At 45.6% G+C, this 21,709-nt stretch carries 18 protein-coding genes; 8 read left to right on the forward strand and 10 right to left on the reverse strand.

Features of this window, described 5'->3' with window-relative positions; all coding sequences use genetic code 11:
- Positions 1–56: 56 nt before the first annotated feature.
- The 5 genes from CKQ84_RS06010 to CKQ84_RS06030 all read right to left on the reverse strand — a co-directional run bounded on the left by CKQ84_RS06010 (position 57) and on the right by CKQ84_RS06030 (position 4,413).
- The gene (locus tag CKQ84_RS06010; protein WP_105250503.1) at positions 57–1,094 is read right to left on the reverse strand and encodes an acyltransferase; all 1,038 of its coding nucleotides are present in this window, start codon (positions 1,092–1,094) and stop codon (positions 57–59) included.
- A 2-nt stretch (positions 1,095–1,096) separates the two neighbouring features.
- Positions 1,097–2,494, reverse strand: coding sequence for a hypothetical protein (locus CKQ84_RS06015; RefSeq protein ID WP_105250504.1), 1,398 nt, complete (start codon positions 2,492–2,494; stop codon positions 1,097–1,099).
- A gap of 193 nt (positions 2,495–2,687) precedes the next feature.
- Positions 2,688–3,038, reverse strand: coding sequence for a YkvA family protein (locus CKQ84_RS06020; protein WP_105250505.1), 351 nt, complete (start codon positions 3,036–3,038; stop codon positions 2,688–2,690).
- A gap of 49 nt (positions 3,039–3,087) precedes the next feature.
- The gene (locus tag CKQ84_RS06025; RefSeq protein WP_105250506.1) at positions 3,088–3,846 is read right to left on the reverse strand and encodes a helix-turn-helix transcriptional regulator; all 759 of its coding nucleotides are present in this window, start codon (positions 3,844–3,846) and stop codon (positions 3,088–3,090) included.
- A gap of 24 nt (positions 3,847–3,870) precedes the next feature.
- Complete coding sequence (locus CKQ84_RS06030; protein WP_105250507.1) at positions 3,871–4,413, reverse strand: YbhB/YbcL family Raf kinase inhibitor-like protein; 543 nt, start codon at positions 4,411–4,413, stop codon at positions 3,871–3,873.
- 533 nt (positions 4,414–4,946) lie between these two features.
- Between CKQ84_RS06030 and CKQ84_RS24180 the strand changes: the two genes are divergently transcribed.
- From CKQ84_RS24180 to CKQ84_RS06050, 4 genes are all read left to right on the forward strand, one after another.
- Positions 4,947–5,000 (forward strand): hypothetical protein, encoded by a 54-nt coding sequence (locus tag CKQ84_RS24180; RefSeq protein ID WP_367870068.1) that lies wholly within the window; start codon positions 4,947–4,949, stop codon positions 4,998–5,000.
- Positions 5,001–5,320: 320 nt separating this feature from the next.
- Complete coding sequence (speF, locus tag CKQ84_RS06040; RefSeq protein ID WP_105250508.1) at positions 5,321–7,483, forward strand: ornithine decarboxylase SpeF; 2,163 nt, start codon at positions 5,321–5,323, stop codon at positions 7,481–7,483.
- 86 nt (positions 7,484–7,569) lie between these two features.
- The gene (gene potE, locus CKQ84_RS06045; protein ID WP_105250509.1) at positions 7,570–8,889 is read left to right on the forward strand and encodes a putrescine-ornithine antiporter; all 1,320 of its coding nucleotides are present in this window, start codon (positions 7,570–7,572) and stop codon (positions 8,887–8,889) included.
- Between the two features lie 124 nt (positions 8,890–9,013).
- Positions 9,014–10,168 (forward strand): porin, encoded by a 1,155-nt coding sequence (locus CKQ84_RS06050; RefSeq protein ID WP_105250510.1) that lies wholly within the window; start codon positions 9,014–9,016, stop codon positions 10,166–10,168.
- 335 nt (positions 10,169–10,503) lie between these two features.
- On the opposite strand, the gene CKQ84_RS06055 is transcribed toward CKQ84_RS06050, so the two are convergent.
- Positions 10,504–11,103, reverse strand: a complete 600-nt coding sequence (locus tag CKQ84_RS06055) for a gluconokinase (protein ID WP_105253013.1) — start codon at positions 11,101–11,103, stop codon at positions 10,504–10,506.
- Between the two features lie 85 nt (positions 11,104–11,188).
- Between CKQ84_RS06055 and gntU the strand changes: the two genes are divergently transcribed.
- A complete protein-coding gene (gene gntU / locus CKQ84_RS06060) occupies positions 11,189–12,532 on the forward strand; it encodes a gluconate transporter (protein WP_105250511.1) in 1,344 nt (447 codons plus the stop codon).
- A 53-nt stretch (positions 12,533–12,585) separates the two neighbouring features.
- Here gntU and gntR read toward each other — a convergent pair whose 3' ends face one another.
- The 3 genes from gntR to CKQ84_RS06075 all read right to left on the reverse strand — a co-directional run bounded on the left by gntR (position 12,586) and on the right by CKQ84_RS06075 (position 16,832).
- Positions 12,586–13,584: a gluconate operon transcriptional repressor GntR gene (gntR, locus tag CKQ84_RS06065; RefSeq protein WP_105250512.1), complete on the reverse strand. Its 999-nt coding sequence runs from the start codon at positions 13,582–13,584 to the stop codon at positions 12,586–12,588.
- A gap of 222 nt (positions 13,585–13,806) precedes the next feature.
- A complete protein-coding gene (locus CKQ84_RS06070) occupies positions 13,807–16,206 on the reverse strand; it encodes a YgiQ family radical SAM protein (protein WP_105250513.1) in 2,400 nt (799 codons plus the stop codon).
- A 215-nt stretch (positions 16,207–16,421) separates the two neighbouring features.
- Entirely contained in the window at positions 16,422–16,832 is a 411-nt protein-coding gene (locus CKQ84_RS06075; RefSeq protein ID WP_105250514.1) for an MAPEG family protein, read from the reverse strand.
- 157 nt (positions 16,833–16,989) lie between these two features.
- On the opposite strand from CKQ84_RS06075, the gene CKQ84_RS06080 reads away from it, so the two are divergent.
- Together CKQ84_RS06080 and CKQ84_RS06085 are read left to right on the forward strand one after the other, a co-directional pair.
- The gene (locus CKQ84_RS06080) at positions 16,990–18,210 is read left to right on the forward strand and encodes a threonine/serine exporter ThrE family protein (protein WP_105250515.1); all 1,221 of its coding nucleotides are present in this window, start codon (positions 16,990–16,992) and stop codon (positions 18,208–18,210) included.
- Between the two features lie 191 nt (positions 18,211–18,401).
- The gene (locus CKQ84_RS06085) at positions 18,402–20,048 is read left to right on the forward strand and encodes a hypothetical protein (RefSeq protein WP_105250516.1); all 1,647 of its coding nucleotides are present in this window, start codon (positions 18,402–18,404) and stop codon (positions 20,046–20,048) included.
- Between the two features lie 65 nt (positions 20,049–20,113).
- Here CKQ84_RS06085 and CKQ84_RS06090 read toward each other — a convergent pair whose 3' ends face one another.
- The gene (locus CKQ84_RS06090) at positions 20,114–20,818 is read right to left on the reverse strand and encodes a DJ-1/PfpI family protein (protein WP_105250517.1); all 705 of its coding nucleotides are present in this window, start codon (positions 20,816–20,818) and stop codon (positions 20,114–20,116) included.
- Positions 20,819–21,056: 238 nt separating this feature from the next.
- Between CKQ84_RS06090 and CKQ84_RS06095 the strand changes: the two genes are divergently transcribed.
- On the forward strand, positions 21,057–21,683 hold the full coding sequence (locus CKQ84_RS06095; RefSeq protein WP_105250518.1) for a TetR/AcrR family transcriptional regulator: 627 nt from the start codon (positions 21,057–21,059) through the stop codon (positions 21,681–21,683).
- The last annotated feature ends 26 nt before the right edge of the window (positions 21,684–21,709 follow it).

A 21,709-nucleotide genomic window follows, 5' to 3' on the forward strand; every position in this document is an offset into this window, starting at 1 on the left:
TAGGAAATAAATTCAAACTGAATTTCACCTAGTGTTAGTGATGATAAGCCAAGTGATTACCAGCCGATATAAGTACGCGATCGATTACCCAGACGCTTTTTGATAAAGCGAGCCGTCATAATACTGCCTACCATCATGAAAATGAAAATCCCAGCGGAAAAGAGCACGCTAGTCACAGCAGAACCTGGTGGAAAGCGGAAACGCATTACGGTTGCAGCTGTGTTAAATAGCATATCGAAGAGTGGATGAATAAAGAAAATTGCAAAACTCATCTCAGCGACTTCGACTAACCAAGGCAAACGACTTCGTCCCGACAACCATTCACAGAAATTCAGTACTAATACACATAAACAAAGTTTCTGAATAAACTGCCAATCGATACCGTTGTAATCAAACGGTGCCTTATGATAGTTACCAATATGCTGCACTATGTAAGTTTGTTCGACTAAGCTCACCACTAAAAAAATCATCGCTAGTGCGGTGAAAATAGAGCCAAAGCGCGTCACAATATGTTCATCTTGCGAATATAAAATACCAATCAAGTAGAAAGGTACAAAATACACGACTGAGTGGATGAAATTGACGTTACCTATAGGTCTATGCAATAGAATCGCTACCACACAGCTCAGTACAAATAGTGTCCAACGCATCTGCTGCGAGCAACGGATAAACCATAAAAAAATCGGCGAGAATAAAAACACCGCCATGATGAAGGGAATGTACCAGTGCGGATACAGAATATAACCGTTACGCACAGTATAAAAAATACTCAGCAAGACATTATCGAGCGGCTGATGCTCCATAAATATCCAGCGCAAACACAAACAAAATAGACCAATCAATGACACAACTAAAAAAGGATAAAGTACGTTTTGTACTTTGTTCTTCATAAACTTGCTGTAGTCGAAATCCTTATAAAAAATGCGATGGAAAAAGTATCCCGAGATAAACACAAATAACGCCGTGCCACCACGCAATAGATTTTCCAGCAACAGCGGGAAACCTTCACCAGAGTTGTAAATACTGTGGCCAAGCACGATAAAGATAATCGCAATGCCACGCATGTAGGTAAATTCGAGCTGATTTTTTCTCATTATTAATTCATCGCACAGTAGAGGGTTCTTCCATCAACAACACTCGCAGAAACCCTAATAGTTCCATGGACTTCCGCTTCGTTGAATACCAGATACTGACCCTCACGCTGAAAGGGGAATGCTAAAGGTAACAGAGTTGCCGCCTCAATGCCCTCACAAAAATTTTGTACTGGAACATCGAGTAATGGACTGCCACTCACTGACAAGTTACTAAATTGCGCGCTCATCCCTAAATAAGCTTGAGTCATTTCCTCTTGATAGGGCACTACATAAAAGCCAGAACGTACGTCACCCACATCAATAAAACTGCTACTATCGCTCACGCTCGGCATAACCAATAACGGCACTTTTGGATCCTGCACATTCAACAACAATTGAGACAGTTTTGCTTGAGTGGCAGGGTAATACGCTAGCATCTCCTGCAGCTGTTTCTTTTGTTTAGTGTCTTTCTTGTCTAACGGGGATACTGGCTTTACGCGGTTCAGTAGTAAATCCACAGGCAACATACCCGACATGACCGACTCTTTCCATACATAAGGGTCTTGAGTGCTATCCAACAATATGCCCGCCAGAGCGCCAATATTTGCCGCCTCAGCCGTCCAACCAACCCACATCTTCTGCTGTTGATAATAGTCATACACATATTTTGTCAGTATTTGCTGATAACCAAGTAAAGTTTGATTTTGACTCAACACACGCGCACCAGCGGCCAATTCCACGTACTTAGCGCTGCCTTCAACAAGATCATTGATGTAACCGACTCGATCTTCATTCGGCGCAATTTGGCGCCATTGCTGCAACCAATAGGCTGCATAGCTAAGATGTAATGACTGTTGTTCAGGTTGTGCCAGCGCCGCCATTAAGGCATCAAATAACTGTAAACGATAATAGCGAGCATCGAAGTTGAGCGGAAAGACCTCACCCTCATAACGCTTACCGTCTTCTAATACTCGCCATTCGGATTGGGCATAAAAATGGAAGGCTTCATGCAAGCCATTGCTCGCCCAGATTAAAAAAGCTAAATCTGTTGGCTTAGTGTCGCGAGTAAATTGGATGTTCGGCACTTCGAGCTGGATCAATACGCCTGGCTGGCCATTATATTGTGGAAAGCCGAAACTCACCGATAGACCAGAGTGCAGATTGACCGACTCTAACACACTGTTATCTTGGATTATTTCGCCACCAGGCTGTCGAAGCCAGACATTACCACCATAACTAAAGAGGTGTACTTTATCTTCAAGACGAAAACCGGGCCACAAAGCTTCGCTCTGGCGACTATTCTGTGCCATAAAATCGAGGTAAAGACGGGCGAGTTGTTCCGGAGAGGCCTCATCGGCAAACGCGGGGGTAGCGGCAGAGACACCTAAAAGCCATAGGATCACTACCATAATATTTTTCATTTATCTGCCTAAACAAACACAAGGGGTTTACAAAACAGCGCTAGCATATAGCGCAATCAAGCAATAGTGAAACATTTGCAAAAAAATATTTTTACCCCAGAAAATCTTAGTCAAAACCAAATCAACGACTCCTAATGAAATCATATTTTTAGCACAATTTTGCATCACTCAGGCGATTGCGTTCGCTATAGGCTTAAGTCTTAGGTTCGCTCGGCTTATCTCCAAACCACAGTGCGAGTTTATCCGCCGCAAGGGATTTCACTTCATCATCGATATATAAGGTCACCATAGTCAGGGCAGCGGCAAGGGCACCTAAATCATCGGTAAAGCCAACTAAAGGAGTCAGATCGGGAATCGCATCTAAAGGCAAAATAAAATACGCTAACGCGCCGTAGATGACTGACTTAGCCCACTTAGGCGTATTGGGTTGTTGCGCTGCATAATAAAGCCATAGTGCCCGCTCGATGACCTCTCTACCTGCTTGACGGCTAAAGAGTTTGATCTTGTTCCAAAATCCGCTGTCAGTAAATTGATCATCCGCCATCATATTTCTCCAATACCCTAAAGTTGTTTGGGTATACACCCATGCCACTTCACAGTGTACGACGATAAGCCGCAGGGGTCAGGCCAAATTGTTGCTTAAAACGTAAGGAAAACTTTTCCGCAGATTGATAACCACAGGCCAAAGCCACTTGCAATACTGGCTCGCTCGAATTCTGCAACATGGCTAAACCATGGCAAAGCCGCACTTCTGCCAGTAACTGCCTAAAACTGGTGTCTTCTAAGGCCAATTTACGCCTAAGGCTTGCCGTGCTCATGTGTAACTTGTCGGCAATATCCTCCTGCTGCCATGACGCCGAAGGACTCACACTCATCAAGGCCAAGGCCGCTTGAGTCACGCTGCGTTGGGTGTGTCCATACAACCAGTTCACACTGCGTTTATCCGGCAAACTTAACAGTAACGCGGCCAAATAATGCAGTTGAACAGGATCGGCCAGAGACAAGGTCAAACTCTGTAATAACGCATTCCAAGCTAAGTCCACAGCGCGGGATACGTTTTGGACTGGCATAGGGTCACGCCAATCGGTTGCACTTGATAAAATACCTTGGGGTAAATCGTAGGGGAGTAATAACTGCACCGCCCGATAACGCCCAAGAAAAGGTCGATTAACAAAGCTAATATGCGAACCAGCAGGAATTAACAGTAACTGCCCTTGGCCTACTGAAACAGATTCATCTTGCCAGAGCAGAGACTTTTCACCATAGATAACCCGAATAATCGACGGCTGATGTACAGGGACTTGAGATAAAGATTGCGCCTGCTTCGAATCATATTCAAACATACGGATCATGACACCAGCCTAATTATCAATGGATTATCGATTATATACCGCAGTCAACTTGGCGCTGCCGAGCGCTTGTGCCCTGAGCATAAAGCCCAATAAGGCAGGGCTAGCATCCTTTGGCAATTCTAAAACACTGGGTAATGCCCACACAGTAAATTCATACCTGTGAACGCCATGACCTTGGGGCGGGCATGCGCCACCAAAATTTGTAGTGCCAAAATCGTTCTTCAAGGCAATAGCACCTTTGGGCAGTGCATCAACATGCGAGCCCGCACCTTGTGCGAGCGAAGTTTGCGCTAAGGGTAAGTTATATACGGCCCAGTGCCACCAACCGCTGCCCGTTGGTGCATCAGGATCATAAGCTGTCACTGCAAATGCTTTAGTTCCTGTGGGCACCTCAGTCCAAGTCAGTTGCGGCGAAATATTTTCCCCTTGGCAACCAAAGCCATTAAACACTAATTGCGATGTCAGTTTATTGCCCTCGCTCATATCTTTGCTCGTTAATGTCATAGCACTTGCCTGTCCAACGAATAACCCAAGCACTAAACTCGCCCCTAACCACCCTTTATTCATGTCTATCTCCTATTCATGTTCGACCTGACTCACTTTACGTCAATCAAAAAAATAACATCTGCCCTAAAACGACAACTTTCTGCCCCAAATGCTCAAATGTGAGAAAAAAGTTATCATTTTTGCATTTTTCAAGTAGGAAGATGATTTTGTAACGAAAATATCTGCATAATAATTCAAATATGGAATGCGGTATAAATCGGAATGATGATTACAGCAGCCTTTAAATTAAGATTAGATATTTGAAATAAGATATTTTATGCAAATAATATTATTTAAATAATGCTGACAATATTTACTTTCATAATTTAGATAAAGATACTTAAGCATGATTGACTCCATTTAATATTGATAAATTAAGTTAAATTGACGTGCCAATTATTTAAAAATAAGACATAGGTCATGATTTTATTTATAACTCGCATATAAACTTCATTACGTAATAAAAACCTAACCATTTTCTCTAAGTCATAATGGAGTCGTATATGAAGAGGAAATCTAAAATTATGGCGCATATCAGGCGCACACGGCATATCATGATGCCTAGTCAACGTGACTATTTCGATCACTCCTTTATCTTCCTCCGCTAACCTTAGCGTAGGTAGTAGGCCAATTAACAGGTCTAAAGTGCTATTGCTCTAATAGGCGCAAACACTTATCGTACTGTTTTTATTTGGTTTATTATCTAACACCTTAATCAAAGCATTCTTTTATCAGTGCAGTTTTACTGCGGCTAAGCTATTCATACGCTCAATAAATATATTTCTACTTATATTTATTTCGTAACTTTGGCATAACCACATTTAATCTGCGCACGGAATAGCTATATCTAATTTTCATACCATTAATGTTTTAATTAGGTATAGGCACACTTGTATCTATTTTTTATAAAGTAAAAGGGAAATTAACTATGAAATCATTAAAAGTAGCCGCTAGCTTATCTGTTAGATCTTGTTTCGATATCGACAGAGAAGTTGTCAATGTATTAACCACAGATTTTTGCGATGTGGGCGCGGCTGTCGTCTCTGTTGATGATGTTAGAAATGGTATTGTTGAAAAGATTAAAAACACCGGATTGAAACTGCCCATTTTCGTTTCAGTTTGCTGTGAAGAAACCTTCCCTGATGATGTTTGCTCATCGATTACAGGGGTATTTGAACTCTGCGGTGATAACACTGACTTCTACGGAAAACAGGTTGAGACTGCAATAAGTAAATATGAACAAGCGCTATTGCCACCTTTCTTCGGTACGTTAAAAAAATACGTCGAAATGGGTAACTCTACCTTTGCTTGTCCTGGTCACCAAGGCGGACAATTCTTCCGTAAACACCCTGTGGGTCGCCAATTCTTCGACTTTTTTGGCGAAACAATTTTCCGCGCGGATATGTGTAATGCCGACGTGAAACTGGGTGATTTACTGATCCATGAAGGCGCTCCACTGGAAGCACAGAAATACGCTGCCAAAGTTTTTAATGCCGATAAAACCTATTTCGTACTTAACGGCACTTCGTCATCAAATAAAGTCGCAACTAATGCGCTGTTAGCGAAAGGCGACCTCGTGTTATTCGACCGCAATAACCACAAATCAAACCACCATGGCGCATTAATTCAAGCAGGTGCTACACCTGTTTATTTAGAAACGGCACGTAATCCCTTCGGATTTATTGGTGGCATTGATGCCCACTGTTTCCAAGAGTCCTATTTAAGAGAGCAAATTCGTGAAGTCGCGCCAGAAAGAGCCGATGAAAAACGCCCATTCCGCTTGGCGATAATCCAACTCGGCACCTATGACGGCACCATCTACAACGCTCGACAAGTGATTGATAAAATTGGCCATCTTTGTGACTACGTCTTATTCGACTCGGCTTGGGTGGGTTATGAACAGTTCATCCCTATGATGAATGACTGCTCACCACTCTTGCTCGAACTGACTGCTGAAGATCCAGGCATTATCGTGACTCAGTCGGTGCATAAACAGCAGGCAGGTTTCTCACAAACCTCGCAAATCCATAAAAAAGATAAACATATCAAAGGCCAAGATAGATATTGCAACCATAAACGCTTCAACAACGCCTTTATGATGCATGCCTCTACCAGTCCCTTCTATCCTTTATTTGCGGCGCTAGATGTAAACGCGAAAATGCATGAAGGCGCAAGCGGTCGTTATCTGTGGCGCGAAGCGGTAAAAGCGGGTATCGAAGCACGTAAGCTATTGCTCAAAAAGTGTAAATATATCAAACCATTCGTGCCAACAATGATCGACGGCCGCCTATGGCAAGACTATGAAACCGAACAAATGGCCGATGACTTACGTTTCTTCGAATTCGAACCTGGTCAGAAATGGCACTCCTTCGAAGGTTATGAAAAAGGCCAATACTTTGTTGACCCTTGTAAGTTCTTATTAACAACACCGGGCATAGATGCTGAAACAGGCAAATATACCGAATTTGGTATTCCAGCGACTATTCTGGCTAACTTCTTACGGGAAAATAATATTATTCCAGAGAAGTGCGACTTGAATTCGATTTTATTCCTAATGACACCTGCGGAAGATATGGCCAAGATGCAACATCTGGTATCACAAATATCTCGTTTCGAGAAATTAGTCGATGAAGATGCGCCATTATCTGAAGTATTACCTAACGTTTATAACGCCAATAAAGCCCGTTATAAAGACTATTCTATCCGTCAACTCTGCCAAGAAATGCACAATCTTTATGTCAGCCATGACGTAAAACAACTGCAGAAAGAAATGTTCCGTAAAGCGCATTTCCCTACAAAAGTGATGGACCCGCAGGAAGCAAACCTAGAGTTTATTCGTGGCAAAGTAGAATTAGTCCCACTCTCGCAAATTGAAGGAAGAATTGCAGCAGAAGGCGCACTCCCTTACCCACCAGGCGTGTTATGTATGGTGCCAGGTGAAATATGGGGCGGTTCTGTTCAGCGTTATTTCCTTGCCCTTGAAGAAGGCATCAACCTATTACCTGGATTCTCACCAGAACTGCAAGGTGTTTATCTCGAAAATACCGCAGACGGCAAAATTCAAGCAATGGGCTATGTACTAAATAAATAATGAAGACTGACTGCAGAGTTTATTAACCCCACTCTGCAGTCAAATTCATGCCTCCTATAATAAGTCACCTAAATTAGGTTATTAGTATGAGTAAATCAGAAAATAAAATTGGCGTCGTCCAATTAACTATTATCACCATAGTCAACATGATGGGTTCGGGCATTATTATGCTGCCAACCCAATTAGCTCAAGTCGGTACTATCTCCATTTTATCTTGGTTAGTAACAGCAGCAGGGTCAACGGCCCTCGCCTTCGCCTTTGCTAAGTGCGGTATGTTCAGTAAAAAATCCGGTGGTATGGGCGGTTATGCCGAGTATGCCTTCGGCCGTTCTGGCAACTTTATGGCCAACTACACCTATGCCGTCTCGCTGTTAATCGCCAACGTCGCGATTGCCATCTCTGCCGTGGGTTACGCTGCCGTGTTGCTGGAAGTTAACTTAAGCCCGATGGCAATTTGTCTTGCGACCATTGGCGTACTTTGGTTGGCAACCATTGCTAACTTCGGTGGTGCCCGCATCACGGGTCGCGTCAGTAGCGTGACTGTGTGGGGGATTATTCTGCCTGTGATTGGCGTATCTTTAATTGGTTGGTTCTGGTTTGACATCGACCTCTATAAAGGTGCATGGAACCCGCATGATATGCCATTCTTCAAAGCGTTAGGCGGTTCTATCGCTATGACTTTGTGGGCGTTCCTCGGTTTAGAATCGGCCTGTGCAAACTCAGAAGCCGTCGATAACCCAGAAAAAAACGTACCTATCGCCGTGATGGGCGGTACCTTAGGTGCAGCAGTGATTTATATCGTTTCCACTAACGTCATTGCCGGTATTGTGCCAAATGCCGAGCTTGCCATGTCGAATGCGCCATTCGGCTTAGCCTTCGCACAAATGTTTAATCCAGTAGTCGGTAAAATCGTGATGGCCTGCGCCATTATCTCCTGTACTGGATCACTCTTAGGTTGGCAGTTCACTATTGCCCAAGTGTTTAAAGCCTCTGCTGATGAAGGATTTTTTCCTAAAATATTCTCTAAAGTCAGTAAAGCCGATGCGCCAATTTGGGGCATGACTATTATCGTCTCGATCCAAACAGCATTATCGCTGATGACCATTAGCCCATCACTGAGTAAGCAGTTCGAAGCACTCGTTAACCTCGCCGTCGTCACCAACATTGTGCCTTATATCTTATCTATGGCCGCGCTTGGCATAATGCAAAGACAGCAAAAAGTGCCTATCAATAAAGCCCGCGTTGCCAACGTGATCGCCGTAATCGGTGCGCTGTATAGCTTCTACGCTCTGTACAGCTCTGGCGAAACCGCAGTGATGCTTGGCGCCATAGCCACCTTCTTCGGTTGGACTATTTTCGGCGTAATCTCAAACCAAGCGCCTGTTGCCGACACACGTCCAGCCTAAATACGGCTAACGCATGATCGGAAACAATTAATACCAACATCCACATCAAGACTAACGATAACTCAGGGATCATAGGCCAAGCCTATGATCCCCTGGAGAATACTTGCTCATTATCGGGGGATTTATGAATAAGACTTGTCTCGCTTTAGTGTTACCTATGCTATTAACGGCCACCAGCAGTCAGGCGGTAGAGCTCTATAAAGATCAAAAAAACACATTAGATTTAACGGGTTGGTTAGGGTTTGCAGCATTAAATGACAGCCACGATACTTCAGTTATCGACGACTCATCACGACTAAGATTCAGCTTCGAGCGCAGCGAGAAAAATGGCTGGACCGCTTTCGCTACCACAGAATGGGGGATCAACATGGTCTCCAGCGACGATGGGCTAGTGATGCAAGGGGGCAAACTCGCCGCCGAAAAAACCGATGATTTTCTCTATAACCGCTTAGGTTATGTTGGCATGTCCCATGATACATGGGGCAACCTGAGTTTCGGTAAACAATGGGGCGCCTATTACGATGTCGCAGGCACTACAGATTTACCGAACGTATTTGCAGGTTACAGCGTTGGCGCTTACACCTTCGGTGATGGCAGCCTCACAGGTACAGGCCGTGCCGATTCCGCCTTCATTTACCGTAATAATTTAGGCCCAGTACAAATCGCCCTGCAATATGCCGCCAAAACCAATGGTGATGTCAGCCTAAAAAACGATGACGGTAGCGAGATGACCAACTCAGAACTGAGTTTTGACAGCAGCTACGGCGCCAGTATCACTTATGCGGTAACCGATAAATTTAAGCTACTCGCAGGTTTTAACCGCGGCGATTTTGAAGGCCACCTAGGCAATACTCAAGTCGATGAAACCAATGAAATTATGGGCATTGGTGCCATGTATGGTGACTACTATCACTATGCCGAAGGACGGGAGGCCAACGGTCTCTATGTGGGCTTTAACGCTCACAAAAGTAAAAATAATGAACTGGTCAACGGCGATCTCTACGACGCCACTGGTGCCGAGTTGATGACGGCCTATCAATTCGACAACGGTTTTGTGCCCATGGTTGTACTCAGTTATTTAGATTTAGACACAGATGCAGCTACGCCTATTCAAGGTCAATGGACTCGCCAATTTGCCATGCTGGGGTTGCATTATCGCTACAGTAACGACACTGTGATGTTTGCCGAGATGAAGCTAGATTTCAGTGATATGGACGATCCTGCACTCGAAGCACAGGAAGACAACAGCTTCGCAGTCGGGATTAATTACTTCTTTTAAGGCTCAAGGGGATATTAACCAAGGTTGCTAAAGCGCTCATTCAACTTTGGCATTCCTTAGTCGCATGAAGCAGGACGATTTTGAGTAACAATCTTTAGTGACAGTTCTAATCACATGTTGAGTTAAATCATGTTTAGCAGGATAGGCAGCTCGCGTCATCGCTCATATGCGTGAGCTTATTTGAGGCTGAGGTGCGGCGCACGTTCCGTCTACAAACGCTCGCCGTAACACTCATTAGATGGTACCGCAGGCTTACCATTATCTCTACGCCACTCCAAGTTAGTTTCTGGAGTGGCTTTTTTTCTAAAAAATTGAGCGGTTTAAGCCGATGTGCATTACGACTTTGCGCTTGACTTCAATGGCCAACGTTTACCATACCCTTCGCCATTTATCGCATTAATACAGCGTTGTACGACTTCTTCGAAAGTGCCATCTATGCTCACTTGGATAACGTCAGCTTCATCAGTCGCGGGCATTTCCAGCGTGTCGAACTGACTCTTGAGCAGCTCAATCGGCATGAAATGGGCTTTTCTGGCAAACATGCGTTCTTTGACTAATTCAAAATCTCCGTATAGATGAATGAACACCAGCTTGCTGTTGTTCTGACGGATTAAGTCACGATACTGACGACGCAGTGCAGAGCAGACAATAACCCCCTGCTCACCCTTTTGCTCAATGCTATACACAGCATCGTTGATGCGCTCAAGCCAAGGAGCGCGATCGCTGTCGTTAAGCGGTGAGCCAGATTTCATCTTGATAATATTGGCTCTAGGATGCAGGTCATCACCATCGATAAATTTCGTCTCTAACGCCTTTGCGACCGCGGCACCAATCGAAGATTTGCCACAACTAGAGACGCCCATGAACACATAGCTATTGCCTTTTTTTCTCTCAGTCACTTTGTTAACCTCATGCCAATTCTCGAATTTAGTCACTTCCCACTCTACCATATTACGGGTAACATGTTACCGGTAACCTACAAAAATGTGGACAACTTAACTAACAAGGAAAAGTCCTCTTATGTCTGATATGTCATTGATTCTGACAGCACTGGGTTCAATTGCCCTGCTACTGTTCTTAGTGATGAAAGTGAGATTACATGCAGTAGTATCACTGATACTGGTGTCGATCATTGCCGGCCTTTTCTCTGGCATGAACCCAGCCGATATCACCAATACGATTCAACAAGGTATGGGGGGAACACTGGGCTTTGTTGCGGTTGTGGTCGCTTTGGGAGCCATGTTTGGCCGGGTAATGGAAGAGACTGGCGCGCTAGATCAGATAGCCCATACACTGCTGAATAAATTTGGTAACGACAAAGCTCACTGGGCCATGACCTTTACAGGCTTTATCTGTGCGCTCCCCCTCTTCTTCGATGTTGCTGTGGTACTGCTGATTGGCATCGCCTTTGCCGTGGTTCGTAAAGGGGGCGGCAGCGTCGTTAAAATTGGTATTTCACTGCTCGCGGGTATTGCCACCTGTCAGGCATTTCTCATCCCTGCACCAGGGCCTATTTTGGTCGCTTCCCAGCTCAATGCCGACTTTGGCTACATGATCGTCTTCGGTTTATTGGCATCGATTCCGGCGATGATTCTAGGCGGCCCGCTCTTTGCCAGTCTCATCTCCCAAAAAGTCCATGTTGAGCTGCCTGCCCACGAGCAGCAGGAAAAAGGTGAACGAGAAGGCGGACCGATCCCCTCATTCGCACTATCAATCAGTATTGTGGTGTTCCCACTGCTGCTTATCGGTTTAAAGACAGTGGTGTCACGCTTTATTGATGAAAAATCCGATCTGCATAATTGGCTCGCCTTGATAGGTCATCCCTTCACCGCCATTTTGCTAGCCTGTTTAATCGCATTCTATGTACTGGGCGTGAGACGCAATATTCCCAATGAGCGCATCATGGAAATCTGTAGCAGTGCGTTACAACCTGCTGGGATCATTATTCTCGTCACCGGTGCTGGTGGCGTGTTCAAGCAAGTGCTGATTGACTCGGGTGTCGGCGATGCATTAGGCAATATGTTGGCAGGTTCGGGATTACCGATTGTAATACTGGCATTTATTTTGTCGGCGTCGGTGCGCGTGATCCAGGGGTCGGCAACCGTGGCCATGTTAACGGCTTGCGGCCTTATCATCCCAATACTTGAACCACTAAACTTAGATGGTGCTCAATTGGCGGCAATTACGATTGCCATTGGCGGTGGTTCGATTGTGCTCTCGCATGTCAATGATTCAGGCTTCTGGCTCGCTAACCGTTTTCTTGGATTGTCAGAAAAACAAACACTGCAAACTTGGACTGTAATGGAGACCATTATTGGTACGACGGGCGGCATAGTCGCAGTCATCATCTCTGCGTTTCTCTAACGATAACCTGTGATGACAAACATAAGTCGTTAAGCGAAAGAACGAGGGGAAGTCTACAGTGTTTCCCCTAAATCAATACGATAGCCCAGGTCGATAACCGATTCTGCTATCTCTTTGCCATTTAGCCTGTCTAATAGCTCAATGGCAGCAATTCGACCAATCTCTTTTCTCGGCGTAATAATGCTCGCCAATTTTGGCGTCATAGATTGGCCAATATCATGGCCATGAAACCCTGCAACGCCAATTTGTTCAGGGATCTTGATGCCTTGTCTTTGACACTCAAATATCACCCCCGCAGCCAAATCATCGTTGGTGCAAAAAAAGCTATCCACATAGGGATATTTCGCTAATGTTTGTTGCAATAACGACGCCCCCAAGGAAAACGACGAGGCCTCATTTGTGGTCATCGCCAAAGGTGTAAGCCGAGCTTGCTGCATCGCTAACTCGTAGCCTCGCATCTTAAGCTGAGTGCGAATATCCATGCGCGCGCCTAGGTAGGCTATGTGGCGATAGCCTTGTGCAATCATGGCCTTAACCATTTCGCATGCGGCCGCTGTGTTATCGAAACCCACACACTGTTGAATCGAAGGCGACACGCTATCCATCATTTCGATGACCGGAATGCCCGCCGTTTCAATCATTCGCACGGTACGCGGCGTGTGGTAACTTTCGGACAAGAGTAAGCCATCGATATTGTAAGAGAGCAGTGATGCCACCCGCTCTTCTTCTAATTCGGCCTGATACCCGTAGTGAGCCAGCATGGTTTGATAACCGCGTTTACCGGTCACATTCTCGATACCGCGCAGCACTTCAGCAAATACTTGGTTGGTTAACGAAGGCACTAACACGCCAATGGCGCGGCTGGTCGCTTGCGCTAAAATTTCCGGCGCGCGATTAGGAATATAACCTAAGGTTTCTAGTGCGACAGCAATCTTCTCTTGAGTGCTTTGCGCCACCCTTGTTGGATTTTTTAAATAGCGACTCACCGTCATTTTGGTGACCCCAACTTGATCGGCAACGTCTTGAAGACTGGGTCTACGCTTTTTATTCATAATATCTAATGTTAGTTAACGAACCGCGGATATGGGTGAGATGTATAGCTAAAATATCGAATATAAACAAATAGTAGACATAAACATCAGACAGGGATCTTATAATAGTTCGCCCAGCGATACCAGTTGAGGACTATTTTAGCGGAATGACCATGCTAGCTAGGCCACTCCAAACTCATATCTGGAGCGGCCTTTGAACATTATTTGTGATGGTGAAAAGTGTTACTTAGCCTGTTGGCGCCCCTGAGAGGGCTTTCCTGCAGGTTTACCACCCGTTTTTGATGGGCTTCCGCCTTTAGCACTGCTTTTCGCTTGAGCGCCGCCGGCCTTAAAACCAGACTGGCCGAAGGGCGCTTTCGCTCCCGGACGGCTCGAATGGACTCCACTGAGTTTAGCTCCCGCGGGTTTAGCGCCTTTAGCAGCGGGTTTTGACTCAGCACCAGCCTGAGCTTGCGCGCCGCCTTTAGCTGCACTTTTAGATTTACCGTCGCCCTTACGGTCATCAAACTGATTGCCCGAGAAGCGAGTAAAGGCTTTTTGGCCTTGGTTGGCATCTTTCATCCACTTAGGTCCGCGCTCATTTCGACCTTCTGGCGGCACTAACTGATGCGGACTATTACCGATCAAGTCTTCACGCCCCATGGCGATTAAGCCTTCACGGATCAATGGCCAACCCGCAGGATCGTGATAACGGAGCAATGCTTTGTGCAAGCGACGTTGGCGCCCTTTCTTCGGCACCGATACCACTTCGCTGGTGTGCTTGACGTTTTTCAGCGAGTTTAACTCGGTATGATAAATCGTGGTCGCATTCGCCATCGGTGACGGATAAAAGTTCTGTACTTGGTCGAGCTTGAACTTACGCTCCTTCAACCACAACGCTAAGTTCACCATGTCTTCGTCGGTCGTGCCTGGATGCGCCGAAATAAAGTAAGGGATCAGGAACTGCTCTTTGCCCGCTTCCTTAGAAAACTTGTCGAACAATTCTTTAAACTTATCGTAGGCGCCCATGCCGGGCTTCATCATCTTACTGAGCGGACCTTCTTCGGTATGCTCAGGGGCGATTTTTAAGTAGCCGCCCACATGGTGCTGCACTAACTCTTTAACGTAGGCCGGATCTTCGATCGCCAAGTCGTAACGCACGCCAGAGGCAATCAATACTTTCTTGATGCCAGGTACGGCACGTGCCGCACGGTACAGGTCGATAGTGTGTTTATGATCTGTGCCTAAGTGGCCGCAAATCGATGGAAACACACAAGAAAGACGACGACAGGTTTTTTCAGCCTTTTCGCTGGTACAACCTAAACGATACATGTTGGCGGTTGGGCCGCCTAAATCGGAAATCACCCCAGTAAAGCCTGGCACTTTTTCCTGAATATCTTTGATTTCTTTAACGATTGACTCTTGTGAGCGACTCTGAATGATTCGGCCTTCATGCTCGGTAATCGAGCAGAAAGAACAGCCACCAAAGCAACCACGCATGATGTTGATAGACGTCTTGATCATGTCATAGGCAGGGATTTTTTCCTTGCCATAGATAGGATGAGGAATGCGCTGGTAAGGTAAATCGAATACGGCATCCATCTCATCGGTATTGAGCGGCCATGCGGGCGGATTCACCCAAACGGCGCGGTCGCCATGGGGTTGAAATAACGCACGAGCACAACCTGGGTTTTGCTCTTGGTGCAAAATCCGTGAAGCATGGGCATATAAATATTTGTCTTCAGAGACTTTTTCAAACGCTGGCAGCAGCACATAGGTTTTATCCCATGGCTTAGGTTTAGGCGGCTGAACGCTAATTGGCTTAGGGGCTTCGTTATCGAATATCTTCACATCCGACGGGCCGGACAAGTTAGCACAACCCACATCATCGGCGCCGTAAGGATTCGGCAGCGGCTCTATCTTGTGCAGTTGGTCAATCTTGCGCGAGTCCATACCGCGCCATTCGGGCAGTGGCTCTTTACGGATAACGGCTGTGCCACGCACATCATGCAACGAGCTTATCGGTTCACCGGCAGCTAAGCGGCGTGCCACTTCGACTAAAGGACGCTCGGCGTTGCCGTACATCAGAATGTCGGCCTTGGCATCGAAAATCACACTGCGACGCACTTTATCCGACCAATAATCGTAATGGGCGATACGGCGTAAACTGGCTTCGATACCACCAATAATCACAGGCACATCTTTAAAGGCTTCTTTACAACGCTGGGTGTACACAGTCACGGCGCGATCTGGGCGCTTACCGCCAATATCACCGGCGGTATAAGCATCGTCAGAACGTAAACGACGGTCGGCGGTGTAACGGTTGATCATAGAATCCATGTTACCGGCGGTAACGCCAAAAAACAGATTCGGGCGGCCCAATTGCATAAAGGCTTCTTTGCTCGACCAATCTGGCTGGGAAATAATCCCAACTCGGTAACCCTGAGCCTCTAACATACGGCCGATCACCGCCATGCCAAAGCTTGGGTGATCCACATAAGCGTCGCCTGTGACTATGATGATGTCACAGCTATCCCAACCAAGCTTATCCATCTCCTTGCGAGACATAGGTAAGAAAGGCGCAGTGCTGTCGCCCGTGGCCCAATACTTGGGATGACTAAAGAGTGTGGATTCAACTTGCATGGATTGTGACCCGAAAACGTAATGTCGAATAAAGGCGCCACGAAAATAAGTTACGCCAATTTAGGGACGCGGAGTATAGCAGGGAATGGAGGATAGATGCGATTAAAAAAACACCACTTGAGGCATTTTCAGGGGGATTTGAGCCAGAAGCGTAATACCCCTAAATCCGCTATGGATATGGCTTAGGGCGGACTTGGCCGCCCAAACCTGCGAGCCTAGAGACCCTTTCCTAAACCTTGAGCAAAATGCAGCAAATTCACCAGCGCCAAACTGATAATCACTATCCAAGTGAGCAATACGCCCCAAAAACGGCCAAAATGGTAACCACCTTGGCCTTGAGTTAAGCCAATAGCATGGAGTAAGCGCGCCACTATCCACACAGTCCCAAAACAGTGTAAATAAAATGCAGGCAAGCCACCCGCTTCGGCCACCAGCATTAAAATCAATACGATAGGCGCATTTTCGATCAGGTTAACATGCACTCGATTAGCCAAAGCTAAGGTGCTGTTACCACCATCCCCTAGGCCGATTTTCTGACCTCGCCTTAATTTCACTACTCGATAAGCCAAAGCGACAATTAATAGCCCTGTGAGGCTAGCGTAAAGACCCGTTACCATCAAAGACATGCATATTTCCCCTTATCAAAAAGCTGACTATAGCCCGAGCTGCAAAAAATCAGCAATTTATTTGTATTAAGGTTAAAAGCCATTAACCTTTTATAGACAAGATAGGTTAAGATGCGCGCGTCATTCCCTACAACTTTTTATACAGTGAATACCCCGATTGGATAACGACGAGTTTATCGAAAAACGTAGATTTATCATAAAGCTAGGCAAAGCCTTGCATAAGTTTGGCACACCCGCTTATCGTCTAGAAACCCACTTACAAACCGTTGCTCGCACCTTAGGTATCGAAGGCTATTTCCTTATTTCTCCGACGTCGATGACCTTCGTTTTGCAACATGATACCGATCAAGAATATAACCATGCCGCTCGCGTTAAGCCTGGTGAACTCGATTTAGGTTCACTCGCCCGCACCGATGAATTGGTCGATGAGTTAACCTCAGGTAAACGCACTTTGGCCGAGGCCTTAGACCGCTTAGAAGAAATCGCCAATAAACCCAACCCCTATGGCCCTGTATTAACTTGCTTTTCTTTTGGAACTTCTGCCGCCGCTTTCGCTATGCTGATGGGCACGGGTTGGAACGATGTATTTTGGTCAGGATTATTAGGCTTATTCGTCTATGGCTTGGTATACCGTGCCGAACGCTCGGCCCGCATGGCCGAAGTGCTCGAACCCTTCGCCACTATCCTTTGCGCAATCGCAGCCTGTGGCATAGCGCGTATTGATCCTAATATTAATATCCCAGTAGTGATCCTCTCCTCCATTATTATTTTTATTCCCGGCTTAGCCTTAACCTTAGGTTTAGCTGAACTCGCCGCACGGGATTTAATTTCTGGCACGGCGCGCATCATGGATGCGAGCATGCAATTATTTAAGCTGTACTTTGGCGCAGTGCTCGGCATGGCAATCGGTAAAGCTATGTTCGGCGAAGCGATTCACATAGAACCTGAGGGTTTACCTCGCTGGGCGATATGGTCGGCGGTTCCGATTCTATCTATGGCGCTGGTTTTTATCTTCAAAGCACGGATGCAAGATTCGCCTTGGGGCGTATTGGCTGGGATAGTGGCGTTTTTCTCAGCCATGCTCGGCGGACATTATTTTGGTGATTCGGTGGGGATCTTCTTTGGTGCCTTGGCAGTAGGAATTTATTCTAATCTCTTCGCCCGCTGGATGAAGGCGCCTGCCTCCATCGCCCTGTTGCAGGGAATAGTGATCTTAGTCCCCGGCAGTAAAACCTATATCGGACTCAATGCACTGATCTCAGGTGAGACCATGCTCAATCAGTCGCACATAGGCTCGCAAATCTTTTTGATTTTTATGTCGCTAATTGCGGGGCTCATCTTTGCTAACGTCGCTGTCCCACCTAGGCGTACACTGTAACAATCGCTAATCCGGCTGGAGCCCGCGCCCAGCCGCTACCTCAAGATAATCTTAAGCTAACCTTAAGTAAAATAAGAAACTTATTAAAATGTTTCCTTGACTAACACTCGTTTTCCATGTGTTATTAAATTGTGAATTGCAACGTGAAATTGTTTTCGCTGCAGTCGTCGATTTCATGGGAGTGGCCTTTTATGCAGAAATTTTTTCAGTATGCATGCATCCTATCTTGTTGTGTTGGCAACCTAATCAGAGTTGCCCAAGCAGAAGAGGCTAAGCTCGCTGATCCCGCAAACCAAGATCAAACAAAACAAAAAGTCAGCAAGATTGTGGTGGTCAACAACCCCATTTTTGATGAGTCAGATCCCGATGCTTTTTTCATTCACCGCTGGGCTAACGCCCTGCATATCAATACCAAAGAATATGTGGTTCTCGATAATCTAACCTTCAGCGAAAATGATACTGTCACCCAGAAAGATCTCGACGAGTCCCAACGCCTGTTACGCGCAGTACCTTACATTCGCGACGCCAAAATTTATGTCGCAGAAAAAGATCCCCAAGCCGATGTCGATCCATCCGTTGAGTCCGTGGTGGTGGAGACCTGGGATAATTGGTCATTATTACCGACAGCGAGTTTGAGTAGTTCAGGTGGCGACACCCGTTACTCCTTCGGGCTCAAAGAAGACAACTTGCTTGGAACTGGGATCCGCACTCGACTTAAATATCAATCCAATGAATCTCGGAATGGCTATAAATTTGCTTTCGAAGCTCCGCTCAGCATTATTGAGCACGGCACAGTTGCCGCTGAGTTCTACGACAATAGCGACGGCCAAGCTAAACACGTTTATGTAAGTAAGCCCTTCTATTCCCTCAATACGAGTACCATGTATTCGGCGGAGTTTTTAGACGATAACCGTACAGATACCCTCAGACAAAATGGGCAAGAGGTGAATGAGTTCACACACACAGTCGACTATCTCAATCTGCAATATGGCTGGTTAATTAATAAAAACAGTCAGCACCTTTCTCGCTTTATTACTGGTGTCACCCAAGACAAGCACGAGTTTGCCCATTCTGAGCACTATCCTACGTCCATGCTCCCTCAAGACAGGGACTTTATGTACCCTTGGGTCGCCTACGAGTTTATCGAAGATGATTTCCACGTACTGAATAATGTTCACCTGATCACCAACAATGAAGACTTTAACTTAGGTTGGCATCACTATGTACAATTCGGCATAGAAACCAATGATATAGGTGATAATAATCCCTTAGGCTACCACGTTAACTGGCAAAGCACTGGCGGGTATAAGTTTAACGATCAACTGTGGCTGTTAGAAATGGGTGGAACAAGCACTATCGGTACCACCCAAAAAGATACTTATAAGGTCGATGTTCAAGCCGAATACTTCTATCAAATCCATCCTAAGTGGACGGCTTATGGCAAAGCTTGGGCTAGCCTTTCACAGAACACTTATCTGGATCTAACAAAAGGATTAGGGGATGAAACTGGCGTGCGCGGTTATCCAAACGAATACCAACAAGGGGATAATCAGTGGTTACTGACCGCCGAGATACGCAACTACCCCAATATCAACTTATACCAACTGGCTGAATTAGGCTGGGCAGTCTTTGCCGATCTGGGTCAAGCCTCCGGCGGCCAACTCGCCGAGAATAACGAAGTCAGCGGTCCACTGGGTAGCATAGGCATAGGCGCGCGAATTTATTCCTCTCGATCCAGCTATGGCAACGTAGCCCATATCGATTTTTCACTCCCTTATACGGGCGGCGAGTCAGTAAACAGCTGGGAATGGCGATTCCTAGTGAAAAGCAGTTTTTAAACCTAAGGTACATAATAATCGTATGAACTATGTACTTTTTAAGACAATCTTTGGCGCCTTGTAGCCTAAAATAATCCTGACGCTATCTGCCTGACCTCCTGTTCAACCCTCTGTACCAAAAGAGCATCAGCCAATATAGGTGAGCCACAATTAAAGGGCGGTTTAGGATCATATTCAAACAATAACTGCAGTGTTTTAGCCTGTTGTTCACCCTCTATATTGGCAATGAGTGCCAAAGCAAAATCGAGCCCTGCAGTAATACCGCCGCCACTGATCCGATTACGGTCAATCACAATACGTTTATTTTCAAAAGTAATTTGAGGATATTGTGCCAACACTGAAGCATAAGCCCAGTGAGTGGTCGTACGATAACCATTAAGTAAACCTGTTGCCGCAAGAATCAAGGCACCAGTGCATACAGATGTAATGTATTGTGCTTGCTCCCCCTTGCGTTTTAAGAAAGAAATGACTTGCTCATCCTGTATTTGCGCCAAAGGATTTGCGCTCCCAGGCACTAACAGGATATCTATCGGCGGACAATTATCGAAATCGTAATTAGGTTGTAAGTTAACGCCCGCATCACAGGGTAATAGCATGCTGGTTTTCGCAAAAGTGAAGGTTTCAAAAGATGGCACAAAGGCTAAAAACTGTAGTGGCCCATAGGCATCGAGCATCGTCATGCCGGGATAAAGAAAAATACCTACTCTTAATTTGTGTTTGATTGGATTATTTGTTGTATCACTTTGGGCCGTTTCAATATTTTCACTCATCACAGATTCTCCATCGGTAGTGACAATTTCATATTTCAGGTAACACTGTCGTTGCAGTTAACCCAATGATCATCACTATAAAGCCCATTATTCCTAACCATCAGGCACAAACTCGCCCGAATGTTTCAAATGGTACACCTGAGCCTATCTGTTCCACTTAAGCAAAAATCACAACACAAGAGCCATTGAGGCTAATGTATAATCAAACGCCTGAATTGAATTTGGAGCAAAATCCAGTATGCACACCAAGCCCCACATGCGCATAAAACAAAGCCCGCGAGCGATGCTCAAGGTTCTCCACGTTTTCAAGGAAATGCTTAAACAACAAGATTATCGTGATATTGCAGTGGCAGATATTGCGCACAAAGCCGATGTCGGGCGCACGACGTTTTATCGCTACTTCAAACGCAAGTTGGATATTCTTATTGCACTACATCAAAATATTTTTGAAAATATCTTTGAAGATCTACGGTCAACCGAAGACTGGCTTTCAACTAACACACCACCCTCATTGGAAAAACTGCTTATTACTTTTAGCCGAAACAGCATGTTTCGCCGCTCCATGTCATTTAGACTAGGTAGCGACCTCGATGCAGCAACTAAACAATTACAAACTAAACTTGTGCAACATATCGAAAATAAATTGGTCAACACCTTCAACACTGACGAATTTATTATTCCAAGCTACACATTAGCCCATAGCATAGCAGCTCTTTATTTAAGTCAAATTCAACAACTTATCGCCAGTCCCACGCCTTGCCCTATACAACAAGCAAAATACTTACACTTACTGACTCGAGGCATGATTGTAGCGGCATTGACGACAACTAATAGCAGCGAAACCCACACCAATGGAAATCATTAAGGTAAAAATCACAGCATTTACATCAT

The organism is Shewanella sp. WE21, assembly GCF_002966515.1.
In the GTDB taxonomy this organism is placed as follows: Bacteria; Pseudomonadota; Gammaproteobacteria; order Enterobacterales; family Shewanellaceae; genus Shewanella; species Shewanella oncorhynchi.

Coding starts and splice junctions, on each gene's coding strand:
- CKQ84_RS06030 (WP_105250507.1), bottom strand. CDS start 4,413: ATGAATAAAGGGTGGTTAGGGGCGAGTTTAGTGCTTGGGTTATTCGTT.
- CKQ84_RS06010 (WP_105250503.1), bottom strand. CDS start 1,094: ATGAGAAAAAATCAGCTCGAATTTACCTACATGCGTGGCATTGCGATT.
- potE (WP_105250509.1), top strand. CDS start 7,570: ATGAGTAAATCAGAAAATAAAATTGGCGTCGTCCAATTAACTATTATC.
- CKQ84_RS06020 (WP_105250505.1), bottom strand. CDS start 3,038: ATGGCGGATGATCAATTTACTGACAGCGGATTTTGGAACAAGATCAAA.
- CKQ84_RS06095 (WP_105250518.1), top strand. CDS start 21,057: ATGCACACCAAGCCCCACATGCGCATAAAACAAAGCCCGCGAGCGATG.
- CKQ84_RS06015 (WP_105250504.1), bottom strand. CDS start 2,494: ATGAAAAATATTATGGTAGTGATCCTATGGCTTTTAGGTGTCTCTGCC.
- speF (WP_105250508.1), top strand. CDS start 5,321: ATGAAATCATTAAAAGTAGCCGCTAGCTTATCTGTTAGATCTTGTTTC.
- CKQ84_RS06075 (WP_105250514.1), bottom strand. CDS start 16,832: ATGTCTTTGATGGTAACGGGTCTTTACGCTAGCCTCACAGGGCTATTA.
- CKQ84_RS06070 (WP_105250513.1), bottom strand. CDS start 16,206: ATGCAAGTTGAATCCACACTCTTTAGTCATCCCAAGTATTGGGCCACG.
- CKQ84_RS06050 (WP_105250510.1), top strand. CDS start 9,014: ATGAATAAGACTTGTCTCGCTTTAGTGTTACCTATGCTATTAACGGCC.
- gntU (WP_105250511.1), top strand. CDS start 11,189: ATGTCTGATATGTCATTGATTCTGACAGCACTGGGTTCAATTGCCCTG.
- CKQ84_RS06090 (WP_105250517.1), bottom strand. CDS start 20,818: ATGAGTGAAAATATTGAAACGGCCCAAAGTGATACAACAAATAATCCA.
- CKQ84_RS06025 (WP_105250506.1), bottom strand. CDS start 3,846: ATGATCCGTATGTTTGAATATGATTCGAAGCAGGCGCAATCTTTATCT.
- gntR (WP_105250512.1), bottom strand. CDS start 13,584: ATGAATAAAAAGCGTAGACCCAGTCTTCAAGACGTTGCCGATCAAGTT.
- CKQ84_RS06085 (WP_105250516.1), top strand. CDS start 18,402: ATGCAGAAATTTTTTCAGTATGCATGCATCCTATCTTGTTGTGTTGGC.